Source organism: Mucilaginibacter sp. P4_C11 (genome assembly GCF_056402115.1).
The window spans coordinates 22,182-44,831 of record NZ_JBFUIA010000038.1 but is presented as its reverse complement, the minus strand read 5'-3'; the positions used below and the strand labels follow the sequence as shown (position 1 = coordinate 44,831).

At 45.2% G+C, this 22,650-nt stretch carries 21 protein-coding genes and 1 pseudogene; 15 read left to right on the top strand and 7 right to left on the bottom strand.

What is annotated here, in order from left to right:
- Positions 1-728: 728 nt before the first annotated feature.
- Positions 729-1,610 (bottom strand): helix-turn-helix domain-containing protein, encoded by an 882-nt coding sequence (locus AC1DU2_RS26375; RefSeq protein WP_477362090.1) that lies wholly within the window; start codon positions 1,608-1,610, stop codon positions 729-731.
- Positions 1,611-1,940: 330 nt separating this feature from the next.
- Between AC1DU2_RS26375 and AC1DU2_RS26370 the strand changes: the two genes are divergently transcribed.
- The 8 genes and pseudogenes from AC1DU2_RS26370 to AC1DU2_RS26335 form a co-directional block, all read left to right on the top strand.
- Positions 1,941-3,584: an alpha-L-fucosidase gene (locus AC1DU2_RS26370; protein WP_477388122.1), complete on the top strand. Its 1,644-nt coding sequence runs from the start codon at positions 1,941-1,943 to the stop codon at positions 3,582-3,584.
- An 8-nt stretch (positions 3,585-3,592) separates the two neighbouring features.
- Positions 3,593-5,545 (top strand): glycoside hydrolase family 97 protein, encoded by a 1,953-nt coding sequence (locus AC1DU2_RS26365; protein WP_477388120.1) that lies wholly within the window; start codon positions 3,593-3,595, stop codon positions 5,543-5,545.
- Between the two features lie 39 nt (positions 5,546-5,584).
- Positions 5,585-6,853 (top strand): L-fucose:H+ symporter permease, encoded by a 1,269-nt coding sequence (fucP, locus tag AC1DU2_RS26360; RefSeq protein ID WP_477388118.1) that lies wholly within the window; start codon positions 5,585-5,587, stop codon positions 6,851-6,853.
- A 16-nt stretch (positions 6,854-6,869) separates the two neighbouring features.
- On the top strand, positions 6,870-7,886 hold the full coding sequence (locus AC1DU2_RS26355; RefSeq protein ID WP_477388116.1) for an aldo/keto reductase: 1,017 nt from the start codon (positions 6,870-6,872) through the stop codon (positions 7,884-7,886).
- A gap of 14 nt (positions 7,887-7,900) precedes the next feature.
- Positions 7,901-8,236, top strand: a complete 336-nt coding sequence (locus AC1DU2_RS26350; protein ID WP_477362082.1) for an L-rhamnose mutarotase — start codon at positions 7,901-7,903, stop codon at positions 8,234-8,236.
- A gap of 10 nt (positions 8,237-8,246) precedes the next feature.
- Positions 8,247-9,260 (top strand): zinc-binding alcohol dehydrogenase family protein, encoded by a 1,014-nt coding sequence (locus AC1DU2_RS26345; protein WP_477388114.1) that lies wholly within the window; start codon positions 8,247-8,249, stop codon positions 9,258-9,260.
- Between the two features lie 203 nt (positions 9,261-9,463).
- Positions 9,464-11,011 (top strand): carboxylesterase/lipase family protein, encoded by a 1,548-nt coding sequence (locus AC1DU2_RS26340; RefSeq protein ID WP_477388112.1) that lies wholly within the window; start codon positions 9,464-9,466, stop codon positions 11,009-11,011.
- A 130-nt stretch (positions 11,012-11,141) separates the two neighbouring features.
- Positions 11,142-11,267: pseudogene (locus AC1DU2_RS26335) on the top strand (hypothetical protein); the annotation flags it as partial.
- Here AC1DU2_RS26335 and AC1DU2_RS26330 read toward each other — a convergent pair.
- Together AC1DU2_RS26330 and AC1DU2_RS26325 are read right to left on the bottom strand one after the other, a co-directional pair.
- Complete coding sequence (locus tag AC1DU2_RS26330; RefSeq protein ID WP_477388110.1) at positions 11,264-11,719, bottom strand: nuclear transport factor 2 family protein; 456 nt, start codon at positions 11,717-11,719, stop codon at positions 11,264-11,266. The pseudogene AC1DU2_RS26335 and the gene AC1DU2_RS26330 sit on opposite strands and share 4 nt — an antisense overlap.
- 122 nt (positions 11,720-11,841) lie before the next feature.
- On the bottom strand, positions 11,842-12,879 hold the full coding sequence (locus tag AC1DU2_RS26325) for an NADP-dependent oxidoreductase (RefSeq protein WP_477388108.1): 1,038 nt from the start codon (positions 12,877-12,879) through the stop codon (positions 11,842-11,844).
- Positions 12,880-13,003: 124 nt separating this feature from the next.
- Between AC1DU2_RS26325 and AC1DU2_RS26320 the strand changes: the two genes are divergently transcribed.
- Positions 13,004-13,342, top strand: a complete 339-nt coding sequence (locus tag AC1DU2_RS26320) for a winged helix-turn-helix transcriptional regulator (RefSeq protein ID WP_477388106.1) — start codon at positions 13,004-13,006, stop codon at positions 13,340-13,342.
- Between the two features lie 92 nt (positions 13,343-13,434).
- Here the strand turns inward: AC1DU2_RS26320 and AC1DU2_RS26315 are convergent, their stop codons facing one another.
- Positions 13,435-13,671 (bottom strand): hypothetical protein, encoded by a 237-nt coding sequence (locus AC1DU2_RS26315; protein ID WP_477388104.1) that lies wholly within the window; start codon positions 13,669-13,671, stop codon positions 13,435-13,437.
- A gap of 212 nt (positions 13,672-13,883) precedes the next feature.
- Here AC1DU2_RS26315 and AC1DU2_RS26310 point away from each other — a divergent pair, with 212 nt between their 5' ends.
- The 3 genes from AC1DU2_RS26310 to AC1DU2_RS26300 all read left to right on the top strand — a co-directional run bounded on the left by AC1DU2_RS26310 (position 13,884) and on the right by AC1DU2_RS26300 (position 16,215).
- The gene (locus AC1DU2_RS26310; protein ID WP_477388102.1) at positions 13,884-14,474 is read left to right on the top strand and encodes a Crp/Fnr family transcriptional regulator; all 591 of its coding nucleotides are present in this window, start codon (positions 13,884-13,886) and stop codon (positions 14,472-14,474) included.
- A gap of 102 nt (positions 14,475-14,576) precedes the next feature.
- Complete coding sequence (locus tag AC1DU2_RS26305; protein WP_477388100.1) at positions 14,577-15,311, top strand: SDR family NAD(P)-dependent oxidoreductase; 735 nt, start codon at positions 14,577-14,579, stop codon at positions 15,309-15,311.
- Positions 15,312-15,363: 52 nt separating this feature from the next.
- Positions 15,364-16,215, top strand: coding sequence for an AraC family transcriptional regulator (locus tag AC1DU2_RS26300; protein WP_477388098.1), 852 nt, complete (start codon positions 15,364-15,366; stop codon positions 16,213-16,215).
- A 5-nt stretch (positions 16,216-16,220) separates the two neighbouring features.
- On the opposite strand, the gene AC1DU2_RS26295 is transcribed toward AC1DU2_RS26300, so the two are convergent.
- From AC1DU2_RS26295 to AC1DU2_RS26285, 3 genes are read right to left on the bottom strand one after another with little or no spacing between them, the layout of a single operon-like run.
- Complete coding sequence (locus AC1DU2_RS26295; protein ID WP_477388096.1) at positions 16,221-16,820, bottom strand: Crp/Fnr family transcriptional regulator; 600 nt, start codon at positions 16,818-16,820, stop codon at positions 16,221-16,223.
- Complete coding sequence (locus tag AC1DU2_RS26290; RefSeq protein WP_477388094.1) at positions 16,821-17,528, bottom strand: alpha/beta fold hydrolase; 708 nt, start codon at positions 17,526-17,528, stop codon at positions 16,821-16,823. It lies immediately after the preceding gene.
- Positions 17,529-17,587: 59 nt separating this feature from the next.
- Entirely contained in the window at positions 17,588-18,175 is a 588-nt protein-coding gene (locus AC1DU2_RS26285; protein WP_477362028.1) for a Crp/Fnr family transcriptional regulator, read from the bottom strand.
- Between the two features lie 173 nt (positions 18,176-18,348).
- Between AC1DU2_RS26285 and AC1DU2_RS26280 the strand changes: the two genes are divergently transcribed.
- From AC1DU2_RS26280 to AC1DU2_RS26270, 3 genes are all read left to right on the top strand, one after another.
- Positions 18,349-18,927: a hypothetical protein gene (locus AC1DU2_RS26280; RefSeq protein ID WP_477388092.1), complete on the top strand. Its 579-nt coding sequence runs from the start codon at positions 18,349-18,351 to the stop codon at positions 18,925-18,927.
- Between the two features lie 65 nt (positions 18,928-18,992).
- On the top strand, positions 18,993-19,982 hold the full coding sequence (locus tag AC1DU2_RS26275) for an aldo/keto reductase (RefSeq protein ID WP_477388090.1): 990 nt from the start codon (positions 18,993-18,995) through the stop codon (positions 19,980-19,982).
- Positions 19,983-20,174: 192 nt separating this feature from the next.
- The gene (locus AC1DU2_RS26270) at positions 20,175-22,403 is read left to right on the top strand and encodes a tetratricopeptide repeat-containing sensor histidine kinase (protein ID WP_477388088.1); all 2,229 of its coding nucleotides are present in this window, start codon (positions 20,175-20,177) and stop codon (positions 22,401-22,403) included.
- Positions 22,404-22,650 lie beyond the last annotated feature (247 nt).

The following is a 22,650-nucleotide window of genomic DNA, read 5'->3' as shown; positions in this document are numbered from 1 at the left end:
TAATACTGTTGACGATGGCACATAGGCAAACGTAATATTGGCATACCAACACAGCCTCCGGAGTTAACAATAACAAGCAATTGCCCGGGCCAGGAATCTATCCCGGCATTTTCGTTGATGTGTTTTTAATAAGACGCCGGTGGCTTCTCTTTTTTAAAAGCATAAGCTGTTCTTGGAATTTTCCTCATGATGGTGTTTAATTAATAGCGTAATTGGTTAATATGAATTGTCATTTTGAGACGACCATTCAAGAGGGCAAAGTCTTTGAAAAACGCTAAAAACAAAAGGGGCTAACCTGCAAAAAAGAAGGGGCAAAAAGGGAGTTTTAGATTGAAGAATCCTTTTTAATGATTTCGCAGTGAAAGTTTTTTTAAAAAGATAGTATATCGCATTCGCGGTCATCTATCATCTTTTGAGTATTGCTGTGCTGAAGTAAGTATCTTCAGTCTTCTCCATTCAAGCGAACATTACTACGCCAAAGCCAGTCACTTTGTAAACTGGTGATTGATTTACAGTTCTAAACTTAGATGGGTTCGAATCCCTCGCCGCTGGAAAGATTGTCAAAACGTATTAAAAGCCTGTAAATCATACGATTTACAGGCTTTGTTATTACCGAAGAAATCCGGAATATGCAATAAACTATATATATGTAGCTACAGGTTAGACCCGCGGCATTAATAGTTTTGGACAGTTTAGCCCGCATCGGATGCACTTGCGTTTGCAGATCTCTAAAAGCGGACAAAATCGATTTGTTTTTTATAATTACCTGGAGACATGCCGGTCATCTTTTTAAATATTTTGGAAAAATAAAATATGTTTTCGAACCCCGTCTGAACTGCTATTTCGGCGTACGTCATCTGGGTAGTAACCATTAGGTATTGGGCCCGTTCAATCCTTTTTTCATGAATGTATTTTAGGGGCCTTTCTCCGGTGTAATGTTGAAACAGTCGCGAGAAATAATCGGTATGCTGATTCGCTCTTTCGGCAAGGCTTGTTACAGACAATTCCTCGTGTAGGTTCAATTGGATATAACTGATTGCGTCGAGGATTTTAACCGGTATGTGGTTGACTTCTTTATGTTTAAATATCTCCGGTATTAAAAAGCGAGAGACCAGTTGCAAAAGAATGCCATGGGTCTCGGTAAAAGTTGCCATGTTTTGCTGGTTATTAAGTTCCTGGTACTCTTTGTAAAAGATATTTTTTTCATATATCCGGGGATTATCAGAACGGTTAATGCCCCTCCCTGGATTTATTTCTAACAAGCGGACGAAATTCAAAATGTCAACGTCTGTTGCTTTTACTTTAAAGACAGACCGGTTGTTGACAAATAAGGAGATCCCATCAGATGACTCTTCAAAAAACTGGATAAAATACTGGCTCAGGTGATTTTGGCAAATAAGGTTGCACAACGTGAAACTGGGTATCAGATATAAAAAACCTGGCTCAAGGTTTAGCGTGATTGAAATATCTGAAATTTCACCCGCACCGGCATCAATATAATAAAGTCTGAAATATGGACTGATCACGTTTTTGTAATTCCATTTAGGGCCAAGGTTCACATGATCTACATTCAATAGCGTATATGTTTGTTTTAATGCTCTTTTAATCATAATGTGCAGTAAATAAGTTGTTTTTAAACTATTGTTTCACCTGTCCGGGTATCTTTAAATGGGTTTACGGGGCGAAATCCCAAAGATGCTTCGTGCTGTCGATAGAGCAATATTAAACAAAATGTCGGTTTTGTATAAAAAAAAGTCCCATTAGGCCATCTATTTAATAGCTATTTCAAGGTAAGTTTGATGTTTCAATCAGATGGCAGGTATAAAACCTGCTCATCAGCCAATTATTATGATGTACCAAAGAATACTGACTCACCGCTCCGGGTTATAGATAACCGCCCGGGCATTCAAGATATATTTAAGAATTACCAAACCCCAATTATGAACAGAAGAACACTAATAAAAGGTTTAGCCACGGGCGTATCTTCCTTATACCTGTCAAAACTTTACGCTAACAATTTGTTGCAAACACATGCAAACCCGGACATTGCCGCCGGGCCGTTTAAACCAACATGGGATTCATTGGCCGGGTATCAGGTTCCCGAGTGGTTCAGGGATGCCAAATTTGGCATGTGGGCGCATTGGGGCCCGCAATGCCAGCCCGAGCGCGGCGATTGGTATGCCCGCGGGATGTACCAGGAAGGTAGCGATCAGTATAAATACCACGTTGAAAAATATGGACATCCTTCAAAATTTGGGTTCAAGGATGTGATTAATGAATGGAAGGCCGAGAACTGGGATCCCAGCGAATTGGTAGGGTTATATAAACGTGCCGGCGCCAAATATTTTATGGCATTGGCTAATCATCATGACAATTTTGACCTTTATGATAGCAAATACCAAAGTTGGAACTCTACAAAAATAGGCCCCAAAAAAGATTTGATTGGCGGCTGGGCCAAGGCTGCTAAAGAACAGGGCCTGCCTTTTGGCGTCAGTGTACATGCGTCACACCCCTGGACCTGGTACGAGGTTGCCCAGCGTGCTGATAAAAGTGGACCTTATGCGGGTATTCCTTATGATGGCAAACTTACCAAGGCAAATGGTGCTGGCAAATGGTGGAATGGCTACGATCCGCAGGAATTATACGCGCAAAACCACGCCCTGAGCCAGGATAGCCTTGATGATAATAGTATGGGCCACCACTGGGATTGGGGCAATGGCGCCAGTGTACCCAACAAAGCTTACTGCGATAAATTTTTAAACCGCACCATTGAACTGATAGATAAATACGATCCTGAGCTGATTTATTTTGATGATACTGCTTTACCTCTTTGGCCGGTAAGCGATGCCGGCTTAAAAATTGCCGCGCATATGTACAATACCAGCATTAAAAAGCATGGGAAACTACAAGCGGCGCTGTTTGGCAAAGTACTGAATGAACAACAGCGTAAATGCATGATATGGGATATAGAACGCGGACAAAGCAACCAGATAGAACCTTTGCCCTGGCAAACGGATACCTGTATTGGTGGCTGGCATTATGACCGCCGTATATTTGATTATAAGGGCTATAAAAGTGCAAAAACCGTGGTGCATACACTTGTTGATATAGTAAGCAAAAATGGCAACCTGCTGTTGAACATTCCGGTACGTGGTGATGGTACCATTGACGGTGAAGAACGTGCCGTAGTTGAAAACATAGGAGCGTGGATGCAGGTTAACGGCGAGGCGATTTACGGTACCCGTCCCTGGAAAGTATTTGGCGAAGGCCCGGCAATTGAATCGGCAGCACCAATCAATGCGCAGGGTTTTAACGAGGGCAAGGGAAAACCCTTTGTAGCCGAAGATATCCGGTTTACTGTAAAAGGTAAAAGCCTTTATGCCACAATGTTAGGTTGGCCGATAGGGAACGAAGCTTTGATTAAAAAGTTAGCAGCTAATGAAGCGGGTAAGGTAAGCAAGGTAAGCTTACTTGGAAACGGTAATTTGACTTTTGAGCAAACCTCGGCCGGTCTCAAAGTAAAATTGCCTGAGCAAGCTCCCGGGAAAGATGCGTTTGTTTTAAAAATTGAAGGGGTTATTTAATCTGTATTATGAAATTGAAACCCTGTTACGTTTTAGGGGCTGTTATTTTACTGGCTTCACCGTCTTTTGCTCAAACATTCAAACTGGTATCGCCGGATAAAAAAACGGTTGTGGAGGTAAACAACAATGCCCTGCTGCAATATACGGTTACCAGTAATGGTTTAACAATAGTCCATCCTTCATCACTTGGTTTCGAGTTTAAGGATGAAGCGGCTATGGGCAACGATATGAGCATAACTGATCATGCCGAGCATTCCGTTAACCAAACCTGGATACCGGTGGTAAAAACAAAGCACCAGAGTATAGCTGATCATTATAATGAATTAGTACTGTCGATGGCCGAGAAATCGGGGCAAATGCGCAGGATGAAGATTTACTTTAGGGCTTATGATGATGGCATTGCTTTTCGTTATGAGTTATTTGGGGCGGATAAAATTGGCGACCGGCAGATAGTAAAGGAACTTACCGGCTTTAGTTTACCAGCAAATGCAAAGGCCTGGGTTGCCGATTATGGCAGCTACACATCCTCGCAAGAAACCGAGTTTTGGCCACAAACACTTAACCATATCACGGCAAAAACAATCGCCGGCTTACCTTTAACGGTCGAATTAGATAGCCGCCATTATGCAGCTATTACCGAAGCTAATATTGATAATTATCCCGGGTTTTACATAGGGGCACTTGGAACAGATACTGGTGCTGCCGAGAAGGTGAATTTGGTTACCAAATTATCGCCTTTGCCTGGGGAAAGCGAGAGCGGAGTTAAAGCCCGGTTTACTAATAATTTGCTAACGCCCTGGCGGGTGGTGATGCTGGCCGATGCGCCGGGCAAACTTATTGAATCGGAACTTATACAGAACCTGAACCCTCCCTGCGCGCTAAAAGATGCCGGCTGGATAAAGCCTGGCATGAGCGCCTGGGATAACTGGTGGAGTGGCGATGTAAAAATGGATATGCCAACCATAAAAAAATATATCGATCTGGCATCGGAACAACACTGGCCTTATATGCTTATCGACTGGCAATGGTATGGCGCATTTAACAAACCTGAGGCTGATATTACCAAACCGGCATCGCAGTTGAATATGCCGGAGATTTTAGCCTATGCTAAAGCAAAAAGGGTTAAGTGCTGGCTTTGGTTATACAGTTCGGATGTTAACCGGAATGATAATTTTGAAAAAGCCTTTCCAATTTATGAGCAATGGGGCATTGCAGGTATTAAAATTGATTTTATGGACAGGGACGATCAGCAAATGGTTAACTGGTACCGCCGTATTATTAAAACAGCTGCAAAATATCATTTAATGGTCGATTTTCACGGCGCTTTTAAACCAGATGGCATTATGCGCACCTATCCTAACATGATTACACGGGAAGGGGTTTTAGGCGAAGAATACTCCAAGTTCTCAACCCGGATAACAGCCGGGCACAATACCACTTTGCCATTTACCCGTATGTTGGCAGGGCCGATGGATTACACCCCTGGCGGATTTCTAAATGTAAAAAAGAATGAATTCAGGCAAGGCAGCCCTACCCAGGTAATGAACAGCCGCTGTGCCGAGCTGGCAAAATTTGTGATTTACGAAAGCCCTTTTACCGTTTACTGCGATGCGCCGGAACATATTTTAGGTAAGCCAAGCGCCGATTTTTTAAGCAATATGCCTACCGTTTGGGACGATACCAGGGTGCTGGGTGGGTACCCGGGCGAATATATCGTTGTTGCCAAAAGAAATGGAAAAGACTGGTATGTTGGCGCCATGACCAACGACGCTGAACGCACCTTACAGTTGAAAATGGATTTTTTACAGTCGGGTAAATATACATTGTCATCATGGGGCGATGTGCCGTCTTCTCCTCAAAGTTTGACCAAATCTAAAACTGGAGTTTCGGCAACTTCAGTCATCAATATTCATTTAGACACCGCGGGCGGATGGGTGGCGAAGATTACTGCCGACCATTGAGCATTGCCTTTTATCAGTAAAGAAACATGACATCCGATTATGACAAAGAATAAAACTCTTTTCCCTTTTATATTGATTACCAGTTTGTTTTTTTTATGGGGCTTTGCGCATAACCTCGACCCTATATTAATACCACACCTGAAGAAATCATTTACCTTGACAACCGTTCAGGCTACGTTGGTAGATTCGGCGGTGTTCATAGCCTATTTTTTGATGGCTTTGCCGGCGGGGTTTATTATGAAAAAATATGGTTATAAAACAGGCATTATCACGGGCCTGCTCATTTTTGCAATTGGGTGCTATTTGTTTATACCGGCCGCCGATACGCAGCAGTACGTGTTTTTCCTGGTTGCCCTGTTTATCATTGCCTGCGGACTCACCATTTTAGAAACCGCCGCCAATCCGTATGCTTCCTCATTAGGCGATCCGGCAACCTCTACCCAAAGGCTTAACTTTGCGCAATCGTTTAACGGGCTGGCTACAACGCTGGCGCCTATAATCGGGGGGCGCATTATACTTACCAAAGGTTACACACCGGCACAATTAAGCGTAATGACAGAGCAGGGCAGCAAACTTGCACTTGCCGCCGAAGCTTCTTCGGTAAAAATGCCTTACTTTATATTAGGTAGCGTGCTGGTGTTTATCGCCATCCTGTTTGCCTTCACCCGCCTGCCCAAAATTCAGCACCACGAAGGTCATAAGGCCAGTAAAAATATTTTTCATGCCTTAAAGCACCGCCATTTAGCCTGGAGCGTTGCCGCGCAATTTTTTTATGTGGGGGCGCAGGTTTGTGTATTCAGTTTGTTTATCCTGTACGCCCCAAAAGCAGCCGGCCTTACAGAAGTAAAGGCGACCTACTATTTAGGTGTATGCGGCGCTGCGTTTTTGATCGGCAGATTTTTCGGTACGTTTTTAATGCGGTATTACAGCTCGGCAGTTTTACTGGCTTCATATGCAGGCATTAATATCTTACTTTGTGTCATCGCCATTTTAGGTCATGGCATGGTTGCAGTTTACACGGTCATCGGTATCTGCTTTTTTATGTCCATCATGTTTCCAACCATTTTTGCGCTAGGTATAAAAGATTTAAAGGCTGATACCGAATTCGGAAGCAGCCTCATCATTATGTCAATCGTCGGCGGAGCCGTTTTGCCAAGGGTGTTTGGTTATATCAGCGATGCCACAGGTAATATTCAATATGGATACATAGTGCCATTGATTTGTTTTATAGTGGTAGCATTTTTTGGATTTAAAGGTCATCGCGTAAAAGTGAAGCCGGAAAGTTTACCTGTTTCAACTGTTTTTTAAAATAACCAATTTTTATATGCAAAATATCACATTCCCCAAGGTGATTTTCGGAACCAGCGGATTAGGCAATTTATATGTGCCACTTTCGGAAGAAGCCAAATTGGCCATTGTTGCCCAGAGTATAAAATGCTCGCGGAAGCCGGTTGTATTTGATTCGGCAGGTAAATACGGTGCCGGGTTGGCATTGGAATCATTGGGCAGATCTTTAAAGCAATTGAATGTGAACCCGTCAGACGTGCTGATAAGCAATAAACTGGGTTGGCTGCGTACTGAGCTGAAAACAGCCGAACCTACTTTCGAGCCTGGGGTTTGGCGTGACCTGAAACATGATGCGGTGCAAAAAATAAGCTACGAAGGCATCCTGGAATGTTATGAACAAGGTAATGAGCTGCTTGGCGATTACCGTGCCGAACTGATATCGGTACATGACCCGGATGAATACCTCGCAGCGGCAAAGAATGAGGCAGATCAAACACGGCGTTACCACGATATACTGGAAGCTTACCGGGCTTTGCATGAACTAAAAGAACAAGGCAAAGTAAAAGCAATAGGCGTAGGGTCAAAAGATTGGCGGATCATAAAAAAGATAACCCATGATGTAAAGCTGGATTGGGTAATGATAGCCAACAGTATGACTATTCACAGTCATCCAAAGGAATTGGTGGAGTTTATGGAGGAACTTGAAAAACAACAAATTGCAATTATAAACTCCGCGGTTTTTAACGGAGGCTTTTTAACCGGGTCGGCGTACTATAATTATCAGTTGAAAGACTCTGTAAAAGACCAAAGCTTGTATCAGTGGCGGGCGCTGTTTTACCAGTTGTGTAAAGATTTTAATATTAGCCCGGTAGATGCATGTGTTGCTTTTGGATTAAAAGCGCCTGGTGTTAAAAGCATTGCATTAAATACCACTAATGCAGATAGGGTAGCGCTGAATGTTGCAGTAGCTTCTTTAAAAATCCCGGAAGGGTTTTGGAATGAAATGAAGGGGCAAGGGTTGATTGACAAAGTCTTCGCTTCGACATATTTATAAATACGAGATAAACCATGAAAAGATATTGTTTAGCCCTTGACCTGAAGGATGACCCGCAACTGATAGCCGAATATGAATATTGGCATAAAGCTGAAAATGGATGGCCGGAAATACGGAAGAGTATACTTGATGCTGAGATTACGGATATGCAGATCTATCGCACAGGAAATCGTTTATTTATGATAATGGAAACCACCGACCAGTATGTAGCGGAAAGAAAAGCGTTAATGGATGCAGTTAACCTTAAAGTACAGGATTGGGAACAATTAATGTGGAAATTCCAGCAGCCCTTACCCTGGGCCAAAGAAGGGGAGAAGTGGGTAATGATGGAACAAATTTTTCAGCTTTAAAATAGATAATATGTACACAATAGTTTGCGAAGAACCCGGAAAACTGGTACTCGGTCATCGCGATAAGCCGCCAATAAGAGAAGACTACGCCCAGATCAGGATCAGAAGGATAGGTATCTGCGGTACCGATTTGCATGCCTTTGAAGGGACACAGCCTTATTTTAGTTATCCCCGCGTTTTGGGACATGAACTTTCAGGTGAATTGGTAGAGCCGAATGGAGCGCCCGGTTTTAAAAAAGGCGATATCGTTACATTCATCCCTTACTTTAATTGCGGTGTTTGTATTGCCTGCAGATCGGGAAAGCCTAATTGCTGCGCAAAAATTAATGTTTGTGGTGTTCATGTAGACGGGGGAATGGCCGAATATCTGAATGTACCAACATATTCGCTGGTACATGGCGAGGGTTTAAGTTATGATGAACTGGCATTGGTAGAACCCTTGGCGATAGGGGCTCATGGTATCAGGCGGGCGGATGTAAAACCCGGCGAATACGTATTGGTGATAGGGGCAGGGCCAATAGGCCTCGGAATAATGGAGTTTGCCCGCATTGCCGGGGCAAAAGTAATTGCAATGGATATTAACACAAAGAGGCTTGAGTTTTGCAGGAACATACTGCAGGTAGATCATATTATTAATGTATCTACCGAAGATGTACTGGAGCGACTGTCTACAATAACAGAAGGAGATATGCCTACAGTGGTGATTGATGCCACAGGCAGCTTGAAAGCGATTAATAGCGGCTTTCAATATATGGCGCATGGAGCCAGGTATGTGCTGGTTGGTTTGCAAAAAGAAGATATTAGTGTAAGCCACCCGGAATTTCACAAGCGCGAGGCCACTTTAATGAGCAGCCGTAACGCTACCCGGGAAGATTTTGAGCATGTTATTGCATCGATGAAAAAAGGCCTGGTACAACCGGCTAATTACATTACACACCGGGTAAAATTTGATGCGGTGCCAGATGTGTTTGAAAGCTGGCTCGATCCGGCTAACGGTGTAATTAAAGCGATGATAGAGCTATAACGGGCACTTTCAAAATGCGGCCGCAAATTGATAAAACTTTAAGAAATAGAATGTGCAAGATCATTCATTTAACGTGGTGTTAAGTTAATCGTGTAATGACGGATAGTTTTTAGCCGAAAGTTTTAAGTACTAAGTCAAGAATATTTATCTTTTAACTTAGTACTATTAACTCAGTAATAGTTTTGATAGCCAATTAAATATTTATGAGATATCTGATTTTTTTGCTTGTGGCGATGCTTGCTAATCAATTCACGCAAGCTCAGCCTGTTCCTGTTAAGGTTAAGGAAGGGTTGTTACAGGGAATTTCTGAAAATGGCCTTACCATTTATAAAGGCGTTCCTTTTGCAATGCCTCCGGTGGGGCAACTTCGCTGGCGCGCTCCACAGCCCGCCGCAAAATGGGACGGTGTTCGCCGGGCCGATGAATTTGCTCCGGAACCTATACAAGGCGGCAGCAACCCCGCTTCAAAAAAAAGCGAAGATTGCCTGTATCTGAACGTTTGGACGCCAGCTAAATCACCTGCCGACAAACTACCGGTGCTGGTGTGGATATATGGCGGTGCTTTTAACTTTGGAGGGACCGCCGAGCCAACTTATAACGGGGAGAAGCTGGCAAAAAAAGGTGTGATATTGGTAAGCATCGCCTACCGGGTAGGGCAGCTTGGATTTTTAGCGCATCCCGAACTTAGCGCCGAAAACCCCAACCATGTTTCGGGAAATTATGGTTTGTTGGACATGATAGCCGGCCTTAAATGGATTAGAGAAAACATAGCCGCCTTTGGCGGTGACCCCAATAAAGTTACAATTTTTGGTGAGTCGGCAGGTGGTATAGCCGTTAGTATGTTATGTGCAAGCCCTTTGACTAAAGGCCTTTTTAAGGGCGCAATATCCGAAAGCGGTGGTTCATTTGGGCCTACGCGTGCTACAACTTATCCGGGTGAAAATATGAAAAGCCTCCCTGTTGCTGAAGCCGCGGGTGCAGCGTACGTTAAAGAGGCCGGCTTTACTTCGATTGCTGATTTGAGAAAGGTTGATGCAGATAAACTGCCTGCGGTGCGTGGATTAGCGTGGCCAGTTATTGACGGTTGGCTAATACCTGGCGACCAATATAAACGCTATGAAGAGGGGAAATATAACGATATACCCATCCTGATGGGTTATAACTCCGATGAGGGCGCCAGTTTCTCACCCCCAAAAACTCCCGAAAATTATGTTGCGGCGGTAAAAGACCGCTATGGTAAGTTTGCCGACGAGCTTATTAAAGCTTATCCTGCCGGTACCGTTAAGGTTGCAAAAACTGCTCGCGACCTAATGCGGGATGCCGCGTTTGGTTGGCATACCTGGAGTTGGGCAAGGTTACAGTCAAGAGGTAAATCGAAGGTTTTTTATTATTATTTTGATCAACATCCCAGCTATCCTGAAGGTTCGCCCCTTTCCGGGTATGGATCGTCGCATGGACAAGAAGTAGCTTATGTATTTGGTACGCTCGATACTTCAAGCCCGCAAACCACTAAAACAGACCTGGCCATCTCGGACGCGATGGGCACATACTGGACAAATTTTACCAAGTATGGCGACCCGAACGGCGCTGGAGAGCCAGCATGGCCCGCTTTTAACGATACTCGCCACGTTGTGATGTACTTTTCGCAAACCGCACATACTGGCCCTGTACCGGGTGCCACATCATTAAAAGTGTTGGATGGTTATTTTAAGTGGCGGCGATCGCCCGACGGTCAAACCGGTGTTAAATGATTTATACTAATTTTAAATCATTAAAGTTTTCCTCACACATTCCTTCTTTATTTGGGGCACAGAAATGGTAATTTGAACATTTAGCCCCTAATAATATTACAACCGCAGCCCAGGCTTCGGAAATGCGCATAAAGCCTGGCACGGACGCGCGCTGGTTATAATAAAAAGTACTCACAGCGCGGGTGATATTAAATTGACGGTTAGCTCCCCCGATCTATCAGAGGCTGTTTTAAATATTAAAACACTTAAGCATTAGCGTTTGTGAAGAATTAGCTGATTCTCATGGTTGTCCTGCCAATTAAAATTCCCTGTCCGCTTGGCGATAAGCCAGCGATTTTCCCGGCGTACGTAATTGTCCAGGTAAACAGCACCGATGGTGGTCTTTATTTTTTTGCCGTTATCGCTGCCGATTAATATAATCAGGCAATAACATGTTCCGGTAGCCTTATCACCGTCTATGGTCACTACCTGCTGCCCGTTAAAATGGTAAACAGTTTGAAAGTCTTTAAGAAAATTGCTAAACGCTTCTGCCATTTCTTTTCGCCCCCGTAATTTCAGGATCGATGTACCTGCCGCAAAAGTTTCTGAAACAGCATCTTCCGAAAATAGCGCCGCCTGCGCACTAAAATCTTTTTTGTCGCCCAGAATTGATACGCTGTCAACAAGTTCTTTGAGGGCTATTCTGTCGTCTAATTCTTTATTATTCATGATTCCCACTTTATTATAAATTATAGCGGTATGAGTGATTTGGGCAAGCCTTAAATTGAGATAGACTCTTTTGTTATAAAGGACGTGGATCTTGCATCAATTATATTCAGACAGCTTCGTCTTCAGTCCACAATAAGCACGATCTTACCCTGTATACTCCCTTGTTCGGCGCGTTCATGGGCCTTTCGAGCATTGGTAAGCGCAAAAGTACTATCTATTGCCACGCGTATCGTTCCATTATCAAGTAGCTTTCCAACCTCTGCCAACTGGGCACCGCTCGAGCGGACCTGTGTTGTGGAAAATATGATACCAAGCTTTTCTGCATCCTCCCGGCCCGATGCGCCAAGCCCAAAGATCGGAAACAATGCGCCGCCGCGTTTCAGGGTGCGTAAAAAACGGCCGGTTGGCGGCCCTCCAATCGAGTCAACGACAAGATCAACCTCACGAACCACTTCCTCAGGAATGACTTTTGTATAGTCGATAAATTCGTCCGCGCCTAAATCAAGGAGGAAGGTTTCATGTTTACCCGATGCTACCGCGATGACGTACGCCCCTTTCCATTTGGCCAGCTGTACGGCAAAGTGACCTACGCCGCCCGCAGCGCCATTAACAAGTACCCTTTTACCTTCCAGCGGAACAGGCTCGTGCTGATTGGACTGAAGCGGGTTCGGGATCTCGTGCCCTTGTGCTATCATAAACTGCCATGCGGTTAGTAATGACATGGGGGCCGCGGCGGCATGCACATGATCAATACCTGCTGGCTTAAGTGCAACTTCCGATGCGGGGGCGGTCACATACTCGGCATAAGCCTTGCTATTACCCAAAACCTCACCCGGAAAACGAACCATGCAGTAAACTTCGTCTCCTACGGAGAAATCGGTAACGTCATTAGCAACCACCTCTATAACTCCTGAAACGTCTGTACCCAGGATGATAGGGAAAGGCAGCTTCGGCTGCCACTCGGGCGGCAGAAGTTTAAATCCATCGCGCAAATACCAGTCGGGCGGGTTGAGCCCTGCCGCATGAACGCGAATACGAACTTCACCTGGCCTGATCTCCGGAATTGGTGCCTCTTCATAACGCAGTACTTCAGGGCAGCCAAACTCGTGCTGCCTTACTGCCTTCATTACCATTACTTTATCCATTGGTGCTGCTTCCATTTTTGTCAATTTGATGATGCAATATTAAATAGTTTATATACTTTTGGCAAGTATGTACTTATTTGTATGCTACATACCAAAAAGTTTCTATTGTTGATTATCAGATATTTATATAAAAATTAAAGTGAAGAAAAAGGCGGAAATTCCCGAATGTATTCAAAGGTGCGGCGTTGAATATGCATTTAAACGCATAGGTGGAAAATATAAAGGCCGGATCCTTTGGCATCTGGGCTTACAATCCGTATTGCGTTATGGAGAACTGAGTCGCACATTGCCTGATATCACTACCAAGATGCTCACCCAGACTTTAAGAGAACTGGAAGAAGATAACCTGATCATCCGGAAAATGTATCACGAGGTGCCGCCTAAGGTAGAATATTCATTGAGCGATACCGGCTGGGAATTGATGCCGTTTATCAATCATTTACACAACTGGGGTAAAAAACAATTAGAAAATGAATGATACGCTGTTTTTATAGCTCAACTTGCAGCATGTTGTCTATAATCAATGCTTGAACAGGATACCGGGAACCCATAATACCGCATGCATCCTGTTCAGCTAATTCTTCCGCCGTGCGGAATACACAGGTCCAGCGTTGTTGATGACCAAATCGATCCGCCCGAAGTGCGCTTTTGCTTGGCGGCGGCGTTGAAACAGGCCGCCCGGTCAGTAATGTCCTGTTTCAACGGCAGTACCGCGCTGTCATATTTTTCCCTGAGTTCATTTAATCCGTTTAAGCTCCTTGAGGTAACGATTACCTGGTCACCCGATTCAAAAAGGCTTCTGCCCATATTTTTCCGAAGCCGCGCGACGCACCTGTTATAGAAATTATCTTTGACATGTTTTTTGATTTGCTATTGTTGTTTTAATGAGACAAATTTAACCTGGTACCGGCCAACGGACGTATGCAGAATAGCGGAATAAGGATCCATTTTAACGATGGCGGAACGGACACCGCCCGGGGCCAACAAAACCGACCGTAGCTTGTTAAAGGAAAAATGACATGACAGACCAGGACCCCATCATTAAGTACATTAATAAATTTGTCCAGCTCACGGAGGCGGAGACAGAAATGTGCCGCGCGGCTTTTCGATTCGAAAGACTAAAAAAAAGACAGTTCATTATTCAGCCCAATTTCGTTGACCGGCATAAATATTTTGTGATCGAAGGCGCCATCCGTGCTTATGTAGTTGATGAGAAGGGCGTAGAACGCACCGTTCAGCTTGCCATCGATGAATGGTGGATCTCTGATTATAACAGCTACCTGTTCCAGCAACCCGCCAGTATGTTCGTCGTGGCTATGGAAGACTGCCAGGTACTCAAGATCAGTTATGAAGATGAAAAGCGCCTGAAAGCGGCGCAACCTAAGTTTGAGACCTTTTTCCGGATGATGGCCGAAAGAGGCGTGGCGTTTATGCAGCGAAAGTTTATCTCTGCCATAATCGGCACGGCCGAAGAGCGTTACGCACAGTTCCTGGAGCTATACCCCCAGATGATCAACCGCTTTCCCCAATACGTCATCGCCTCCTATTTAAACATGACCACCGAGTTTTTTTCCAAAATCCGCAATCAAAAAGTCAGGAAGAAATCTTGAACTGGTTCAACCTTATTTCCTAAGCTACTTCATCTTTAAGCCGCGCTCTTCTCTGCAACTTTGTATAGTCAATTTTGACAAAAACATTTTAAGGAAAACACCATGCAAAAGTTAAAAGATAAAGTAGCCGTGATAACCGGCGCAACCTCAGGGATGGGCCTGGCTACTGCCCGGTTATTTGTGGAAGAAGGCGCCTATGTATTTATCACCGGGCGCCGGCAGGCCGAACTGGATGAGGCCGTGAAAACCATCGGCAGCAACGTGACCGGCGTACTGGCCGATTCAGCGAATCTTTCTGACCTGGATCGCCTGTTTGAAACGGTTAAAAACAAGAAAGGACAGATCGATGTGCTATACGCCAGCGCCGGCGCGGTAGACGGTGCCCCGATCGGGCAGATCAGCGAAGAACATTTTGACAAACAATTCGATGTGAATGCCAAAGGAACGCTTTTTACAGTTCAAAAGGCGCTGCCCTTATTGAAAGACCATAGTTCTATTATCATGACCGGCACCGTTGCCGCCCACATGGGCTTGCCCTACCTGAGTGTTTATGCCGCCAGCAAAGCCACACTGGATGCATTTGCTAAAGGCTGGGTGACCGACCTGAAAGGTCGGGGGATACGGGTCAATGTCATCCATCCCGGCCCTATCGATACCCCATTGTTTCAATCCATGTCCGATGAACAAAAGGCCGGTTATATCAAAGGCGTGCCGCTGGGTAGGGCCGGACGCCCGGACGAGATCGCTAAAACGGCCTTGTTCCTGGCTTCGGACGATTCCAGTTTCATCACCGGTACCTCTATCTCCGTTGACGGCGGCAGTACTGTACAGGTTTAATAAAAATAAGGGGCTCCGGGCGGAACCCCTTATTTTTATTTATTTTTAAACGATGAAAGGTGAGTTTTTTCTTGATCCCTATAAACAAAACGGCAAGCTTTCTATTCGCCTGGTCGCACCGGACTTTGGGCACCTCGACCCGGCTATCGCGGCAGGTTACAATTTTACCCAGCGCAGGACGCACTACTTTTTCCTGTTGATGCTGGAAGGCTCCGCCCAGCACAGCGTCGACCTGCAGCGTTACGAAATCCAAAGCGATGAGCTATTGTTCATCCTGCCGCACCAGATGCATCAGCTCCCGGGCGAAGGCCATGGCGGCGACTATTATAAAATAGGCTTTGATGAGCATTGCCTCTACCTTTTACCCAGAACCTTTCCATTCCTCATTAATCCCTTTAACCGGCAAAAGATCGCCTTCAGCGCGGCGGCTGTAAACCGGCTAAGATCAACCCTCGCAGTCCTGCGCAGCCTCTTAAGCGAGATGGATACCGAGCCGGAGCTCATCCTGGCGCACCTCAACAGTCTGCTGACAGAGATCAACCTGGCTTACTTCGCAGCCGACAAGAATCCGGCCGATGGCAAGCTTTCCAAATACATCGATTTTAAGCTATTTATAGAAAAACAACTGACCGAGCAGCCCAGCATCGAAACCATCGCTGAAGCACTCGCCGTTAATACCAACGGACTTTACCAGTTGGTCAAACATTATTCCGGCCTTTCACCCAAAACCTTTATCACCCACCGACTGATCCTCGAAGCCAAGCGGCGCCTGTATTACGGGGAGCACACCTCTGTCAAGACCCTGGCTTTTGCCCTGGGTTTTAACGATCCGGACTACTTTTCCCGCCTTTTTAAAAAAGAGACCGGCGGATCTGTCGCACAGTTCCTTCAGGAGTTGCGGTAAACCTTTTATTCGGCCCTTTTGCTTTCGATGCGTTTCCTGATCCGGCTAAGCGAAGGGTTGGTGATACCCAGGTAAGATGAGATATGATAAGCCTGTATGCGCCTGGCAATAGCCGGGTGGGCTTCAAGTAGCCGGGTATATCGCTGCTCGGGCGAAAAAAACAAAAGTTCTTCGGTCCGTGTTTGCGCAATATTAAAGAACGATTCGGCCAGCAGCCTGCCGAATTTCCCCCAGTTTGGATGGCTTTCATAAAGGCTGTTCAGGTCCTGGTATGCGATAAAGAAAATTTCCGAGTCCTCCATCGCCTCAATAAAATACCAACAAGGATTACGCGAGACAAAGCTCCTAAAGGAAACAACGAACTGTTTTTCTGAGAAAAAAAAGATGTTTTGATCTCCTTTAGTTTCCGGATCGCGATAATAGATCCGGAAAATACCGTTGACGACCAGTCCCAGGTCATTGCAAACCATATTTTGCATATTAAAGAAATCCCCCTTTTTGATCTTCCGCGCTTTCCAGTATGGCTGGCTGTCGCTGATATCTTTATTGCTCAATTGGGCAAAATTCCGCAGGTGTTCCGCTAAGAGTTCTTTTTTATCCATCATCTAAATCGCTTGTAAATTAAGAAATTCTGCCAATGCACCATTAAATTCCGCAGGCCTTTCCATCATCGGTGCGTGTCCGCAAGCAGTCAGCATGATTAGCGTGGCCTGGGAGAGGTTATCCCGGAATTGATAGGCGACAGCCGGAGGGGTGATCTGGTCATTCGTGCCCCAAATTAGCAATACAGGGATTTGGATCTGCGGAAGGCTGTCGAGTACTTGATTTCGTTGGGTAGATTTAGCGGCTTTGATCGTGCATAAACATTTATATGCATCCGTCGTAACCCGCATCACCTCAGCCACCAATGCATCTGTAGCCATCATCGGATCGTAAAATGTCGCGGCCACCCGCTCCCTGATATAGATGGCATCGCCCCGTTTTAAATAACTGCCCACTTGTGTGTTCTCATAAAGCCCGGAGCTGCCGGTCAATATCAATTTTGACACCTTTTCAGGATGCCGGTGTGTATAGCGGATGGCGATATGACCGCCAAGCGAATTTCCGACGAGGGTCACATTTTCCAGTTGATTTGAGTTGACCACCGCTGCCAAGAAATCCACCAGGTATTCCACCGTATCGCCTTTATGTTTTTCGTACAGCGGCAGTTCCGGTACATGTACGTCGAACCGGTCTTCAAAATGCCGCACCACTTCCGTCCAGTTACTCAAGCCGCCGAACAGGCCGTGCAATAAGATCATGCTTTGCTTCATGCCCAAAATTAACCGGGAACAAAAAAACAGTTGGTGATCTCAGTCACAAAATTCGGTCCCTATTTGGATAACGATAGCCTGGCCCGGCTTAGTGCTTCCCTGCTGATATACAAGTAACGGGCAATATTGGTCAGGGTTATCTTTTGAATGATCAACGGCCTCCGTTCCAGTAGATAACGGTAACGTCTCAGCGGGCTTTTTAAGGATAATATGTACTGGTGTTCAGATTGTTGTTCGGATATTTCCCGGTATAATTCCAGGTTCACATGCAGCAGGTTAAGGTGCAGGTCATACAGCGGCTGTAATTTTTTGATATTTATTTTAAGCACCATGGCATCTTCCAGCGCGGTGATACTCACAGCCGACGGCGCACGCTTGTTATAGCTTTCACAATTGGCCAGGAAATCGTCAGGAAAGCCGAACTTGATAATCTTTTCGTTTCCATCTTCATCCTGGATAGAAAACTTGAACGTGCCAGAGATGACGAAGGCCGCATAGCGGGCCACCTTACCCGACCTTAGAAAAGCATCCCCTTTTCGGATGGGCTTAACAGAAGCCAGCTGACACAGCAATTGCCATTCAGCCTCGGTCACTCTTGGGTATTTTTTCTTCAATGGCGTATACCATCCAGGCATCTTGTGTTTCATCGGAACAGGTTTGATGTTTCAAATATAACTTGAATAAACCGCCAATAATTTAACTTAAGTTAAAATTGCACATTGTAATGGTACGGTCAATTTCTGCCGGTATTTTCACTTAAGTGAAAAGTTCTGCGGCGGCAGCCGCAGAACTTTGGCCCAACAAAAAACAAAATTAAACCATGACAACAAATTCTGAAACCAAATTAGCAAGCGCCTTGCGCCAGCTTTATTTTATCCGCGCCGGGTTTTCGGTGGCCTGGGTAATCCTCGTTGTTTTTTTTGCCAAAACACCAACGATGGCCGCAATGATTTTGCTGATCATTTACCCGGCCTGGGATGTGGTTGGTACCTTACTGGATATCCGCGCCAACAAAGGCAGCAACTCTAAAATGCCGCAATATACCAACACGGTGATCAGCGGCCTCACTACGGTAGCGGTTGGTTTTGCTTTGCAAAAAGGCGTCCCCGAAGCCCTGATCGTTTTTGGCGCCTGGGCTATCGGGACAGGGTTAATCCAGTTGATATTAGGCTTACGCAGGCGGAAGCTTTTAGGCGGTCAATGGCCGATGATCATCAGCGGCGCCCAGTCCATGATCGGTGGTACCTCTTTTATCCTCCTGGCCCATGACCCTACCAAGGGAATCGCCAGCCTGGCCGGCTATGCCGCTTTCGGTGCCTTTTATTACCTGCTCGCCGCCTTTCGCCTTCTAAAAAAGGAAAGGGCAATTAAAACCGGTTCAGGATTTGTCAGGGAATGAATTGGTTTTGTCCAGTACCGTCGTTCCGGCACTGCCTAACTTTGTTCTAAATAAAATATCGAACCATGAACAGAACACTCGGAAAAAACGGACCGCTGGTTTCCGCAGTCAGCTTGGGCTGTATGGGCATGTCGGGCGCCTACGGCCAAAGCGATGATACCACCTCGATTGCCACCATCGAAAGGGCACTCGAACTGGGCCATAACTTTTTGGATACCGCCGACTACTATGCGGCCGGCCATAATGAAGAACTCATCGGCAAGGCTATTAAAGGCAAGCGCAGCCATGCATTCCTGTCGGTGAAGACCGGCCAACTGGTAGCACCCGGCCCAACCGGAGCCATGGGGCCGGGACCCGTGAGCGGGCACCCGGACTTTTTAAAAAATGCCGTCTTTTACAGCCTGCGCCGCCTACAAACAGATTACATCGACCTGTATACCCCGGCGCGGGTTGACCCCAGGATACCCATCGAAGAAACCATCGGCGCATTGGCCGAACTGGTGCAAAAGGGCCTGATCCGCTATATTGGCCTGTCGGAGGCATCGGCGGAAAGTATTAGGAAAGCTGCCGCTGTTCATCCCATTACTGCCTTACAGATCGAATATTCGCTCTGGAGCCGTGATATTGAAGCGGAAGTGCTGCCAACTATCCGCGAATTAGGGATCGGCCTGGTTGCTTATGCACCGCTGAGCCGTGGGTTTTTAAGCGGGGAGTTCCAAAAGCCCGAAGACATCAAAGACAGTCGCACCAATATGCCGCGTTACCAGGGTGGGAATTTCTATAAAAATTTAGAGCTGGTTGAACAAATCAAAAAACTGGCAGCCGAAAAAGGCTGCACGGCCACCCAATTGGCGCTAGCCTGGGTACTGGCGCAGGGACAGGATATCATTACCATCCCTGGCACCAAGCGGACCAAATACCTGGAAGAAAATATCGCGGCCGAAAAAGTCCAATTGAGCAACGAAGACCTGGCGGAGATCGATGCGGTAATGCCTGTCGGTAGCGCGTCGGGTACGCGTTACCCGGAAAGGTTCCTGGGTTCCCTTAATAAATAAAGTTCAATTGAACGAGGCCAGGAATTTCGGTGGTGAGAGTTTGGGCAGCAGCACACACACATCATGTACCCGTCAAATTTCACGAAGTTAATTTACAGAGAAAAAACGCACGATTTAGGTTATCTTGGTGTACCTTTTGCATGGGTGAGCAAAATTAGCTGTTTTGCCAACCTTGTGATGTCCCGGTTATTTATGAAAAAATATTTACTGATTGTTTTTCTTATCGCGTTATCAGGTTTCGGCGGGTATGCCCAATCAACAAACCCGGCATATGGGCGTGAACTTAAGCATGCAATTGAAAAAGAAACCGCAGACACAGCCCGGATAACCTTGCTGCAAAAGTTGGGTATGTACTATATCGACAAATATATGGTAATTCAAAAAAAAGAGGATATAGACAGCGCCATAAAAGTGTTGATGCGGGCTGTTGACCTGAGTGAGGCCGCTCGTCAATATGATCGCAAATATGAAAATATCGAGAGTGTAGCTCGCGCCTACATGTTTCTGAAAGATACCGTTAACGCACATTTTTACGTTGCGCAGGCTTTACAGTATTATACCCAGGTGCGCCAGTTTAAAAAGGTAGTACTTGGCTGGACGAAATATGGCTACGCGGCCACCCGGGTTGTGTTATATCCCCTGGCCATGCATTGTTACCGCCAGGCTTTGGCGGCTGAGCGTAAGTATAACTTGCATGACGATGAACTTTACATCAGGAGCAAAATGGCGGCTGTAATGTCTGCTACAGACAATGATGACGAGGCTATAAAATTTTGTTTGTCTACAATTGCCGATTTTAAAAACAGGAAGGAAAATCTTGATAAGATATACTTGCTTATGGCTAATATTTACAGGTACAAGGGCGATTTAAATAAAGCCCTGAGCTATAGTCTGGCAGGTGTAAACAACATGGAATCTTATAAGGATACGCTTGACGCCGATAACTATTACGGCGAACTTGCATTAACCTATGATGCTTTAGGCCAGACGGCGAAAAGTATCGTATACTATAAAAAAACACTTGCGGTCCGCGAGAACGAGGCTATACCCGAAGAATACATTTATCGTACCTGTGGTTTTATAATAAAGGGACTAATAAAACTGGGGAAATTTAATGAAGCGCTTAATGAGGCCTTATCTTTTGAAACACGCCATCCACCGCAAACGCCGGTAGGTAAGGCTTTCATGGCCCAAAACAAAGCCTATTGTTACCAGGCTTTAAAGGTGTATGACAAAGCCGAAAAATATTTCCTGGAAATACCAATGGGACTTGACCTTACACGCCGCAACGATGAAGTAATTAACATGGCCTTATACGATATTGGCTACTTTTACCTGGGGCAGAAACAGTATGATAAAGCACGGGTGTATGTACAGCTCATGGGCTCAATAGCAGCATTAGATAATTACAAAAATGCCGAATTTTTGCGCTTTAAAATAGATTCGGCTACCGGCAAATATCAATCAGCTTTAAATCATTATGGCAATTACCAGCGTGCAAAGGATTCGCTGTTTAGCGAATCAAAAAGTAAACAGATTGAAGAATTACAGATTAAATATGAAACCGGCCAAAAGGAAAAAGCAATTGCGTTGCTAAAAAAAGACAGGCAATTACAGTTTGACAGGGTAAAGCAGGCCAATAATATGGTGAATTTAACTTTTGTGGGCATAGTATTGCTTTTGGCCGTTTTGGCCCTTTTATACAAAAGCAGGCTCAGCAATCAAAAACGATCAGAAGAGATAGCACAGAAAAATGCTTCACTAAACCAGTTGCTCTCCGAAAAAGACGGCTTACTGGAAGAAAAGGAATGGTTGATGAAGGAGATTCATCACCGGGTAAAAAATAACCTGCAGATAGTGATGGGGCTGCTGCAACGTCAATCAGCATTTGTTAATAACAAGGAGGCCTTAATGGCCATTCGTAACAGCGAACACAGGATGCACTCTATCGCCCTTATTCATCAAAAACTTTATCAATCAGATAACCTTACATTGGTAAATATGGGTGAGTACATAGGCGAAATGATAGGCTATTTGCGCGAAAGCTTCGACTTAGGCACAGGAATTCAATTCGAAAAGGAAATTGAAGATATAGAATTGGAAATAAATGTAGCCGTACCACTGGGCTTAATACTTAATGAAGCGATAACCAATGCCATTAAATACGCGTTTCCATCCAGTCAAAACGGCATCATCCGGATAGCGCTTAAACAAACTGCCGATAATTGTTATATACTCCGGGTGTCAGATAACGGGCACGGCCTCCCCGCCGGGTTCGACGTAAAGAAAATGAATTCGATGGGTTACAACCTGATGAAGGGCTTGAGCAAACAGGTGGGCGGTAAGTTTGAACTACAAACAGGTACAGGGGTTACCATCACAATTAATTTTTGTCCCGACCAGCATATCCGATCGGTTTGACTACGACATGTCGTTGTCAAACAACTAAATGTCGTTGTTGCTGCGGATGCAATAGTGCCCGGGGTGGTTTACTAACCCCAGTGCGCAATTAATTTTATACTTTATTTGATTGATTGGGCAGGCTGCTTAAGTCTATGCATACTTTAGATGCCCCTTTACTTTGCTCAAGGGGGAAAAAGGATTAAAAATTGTTTATGTTACAGAACGGGTATTTATATCTTTATACCCAAACGGACTTATCATCCGC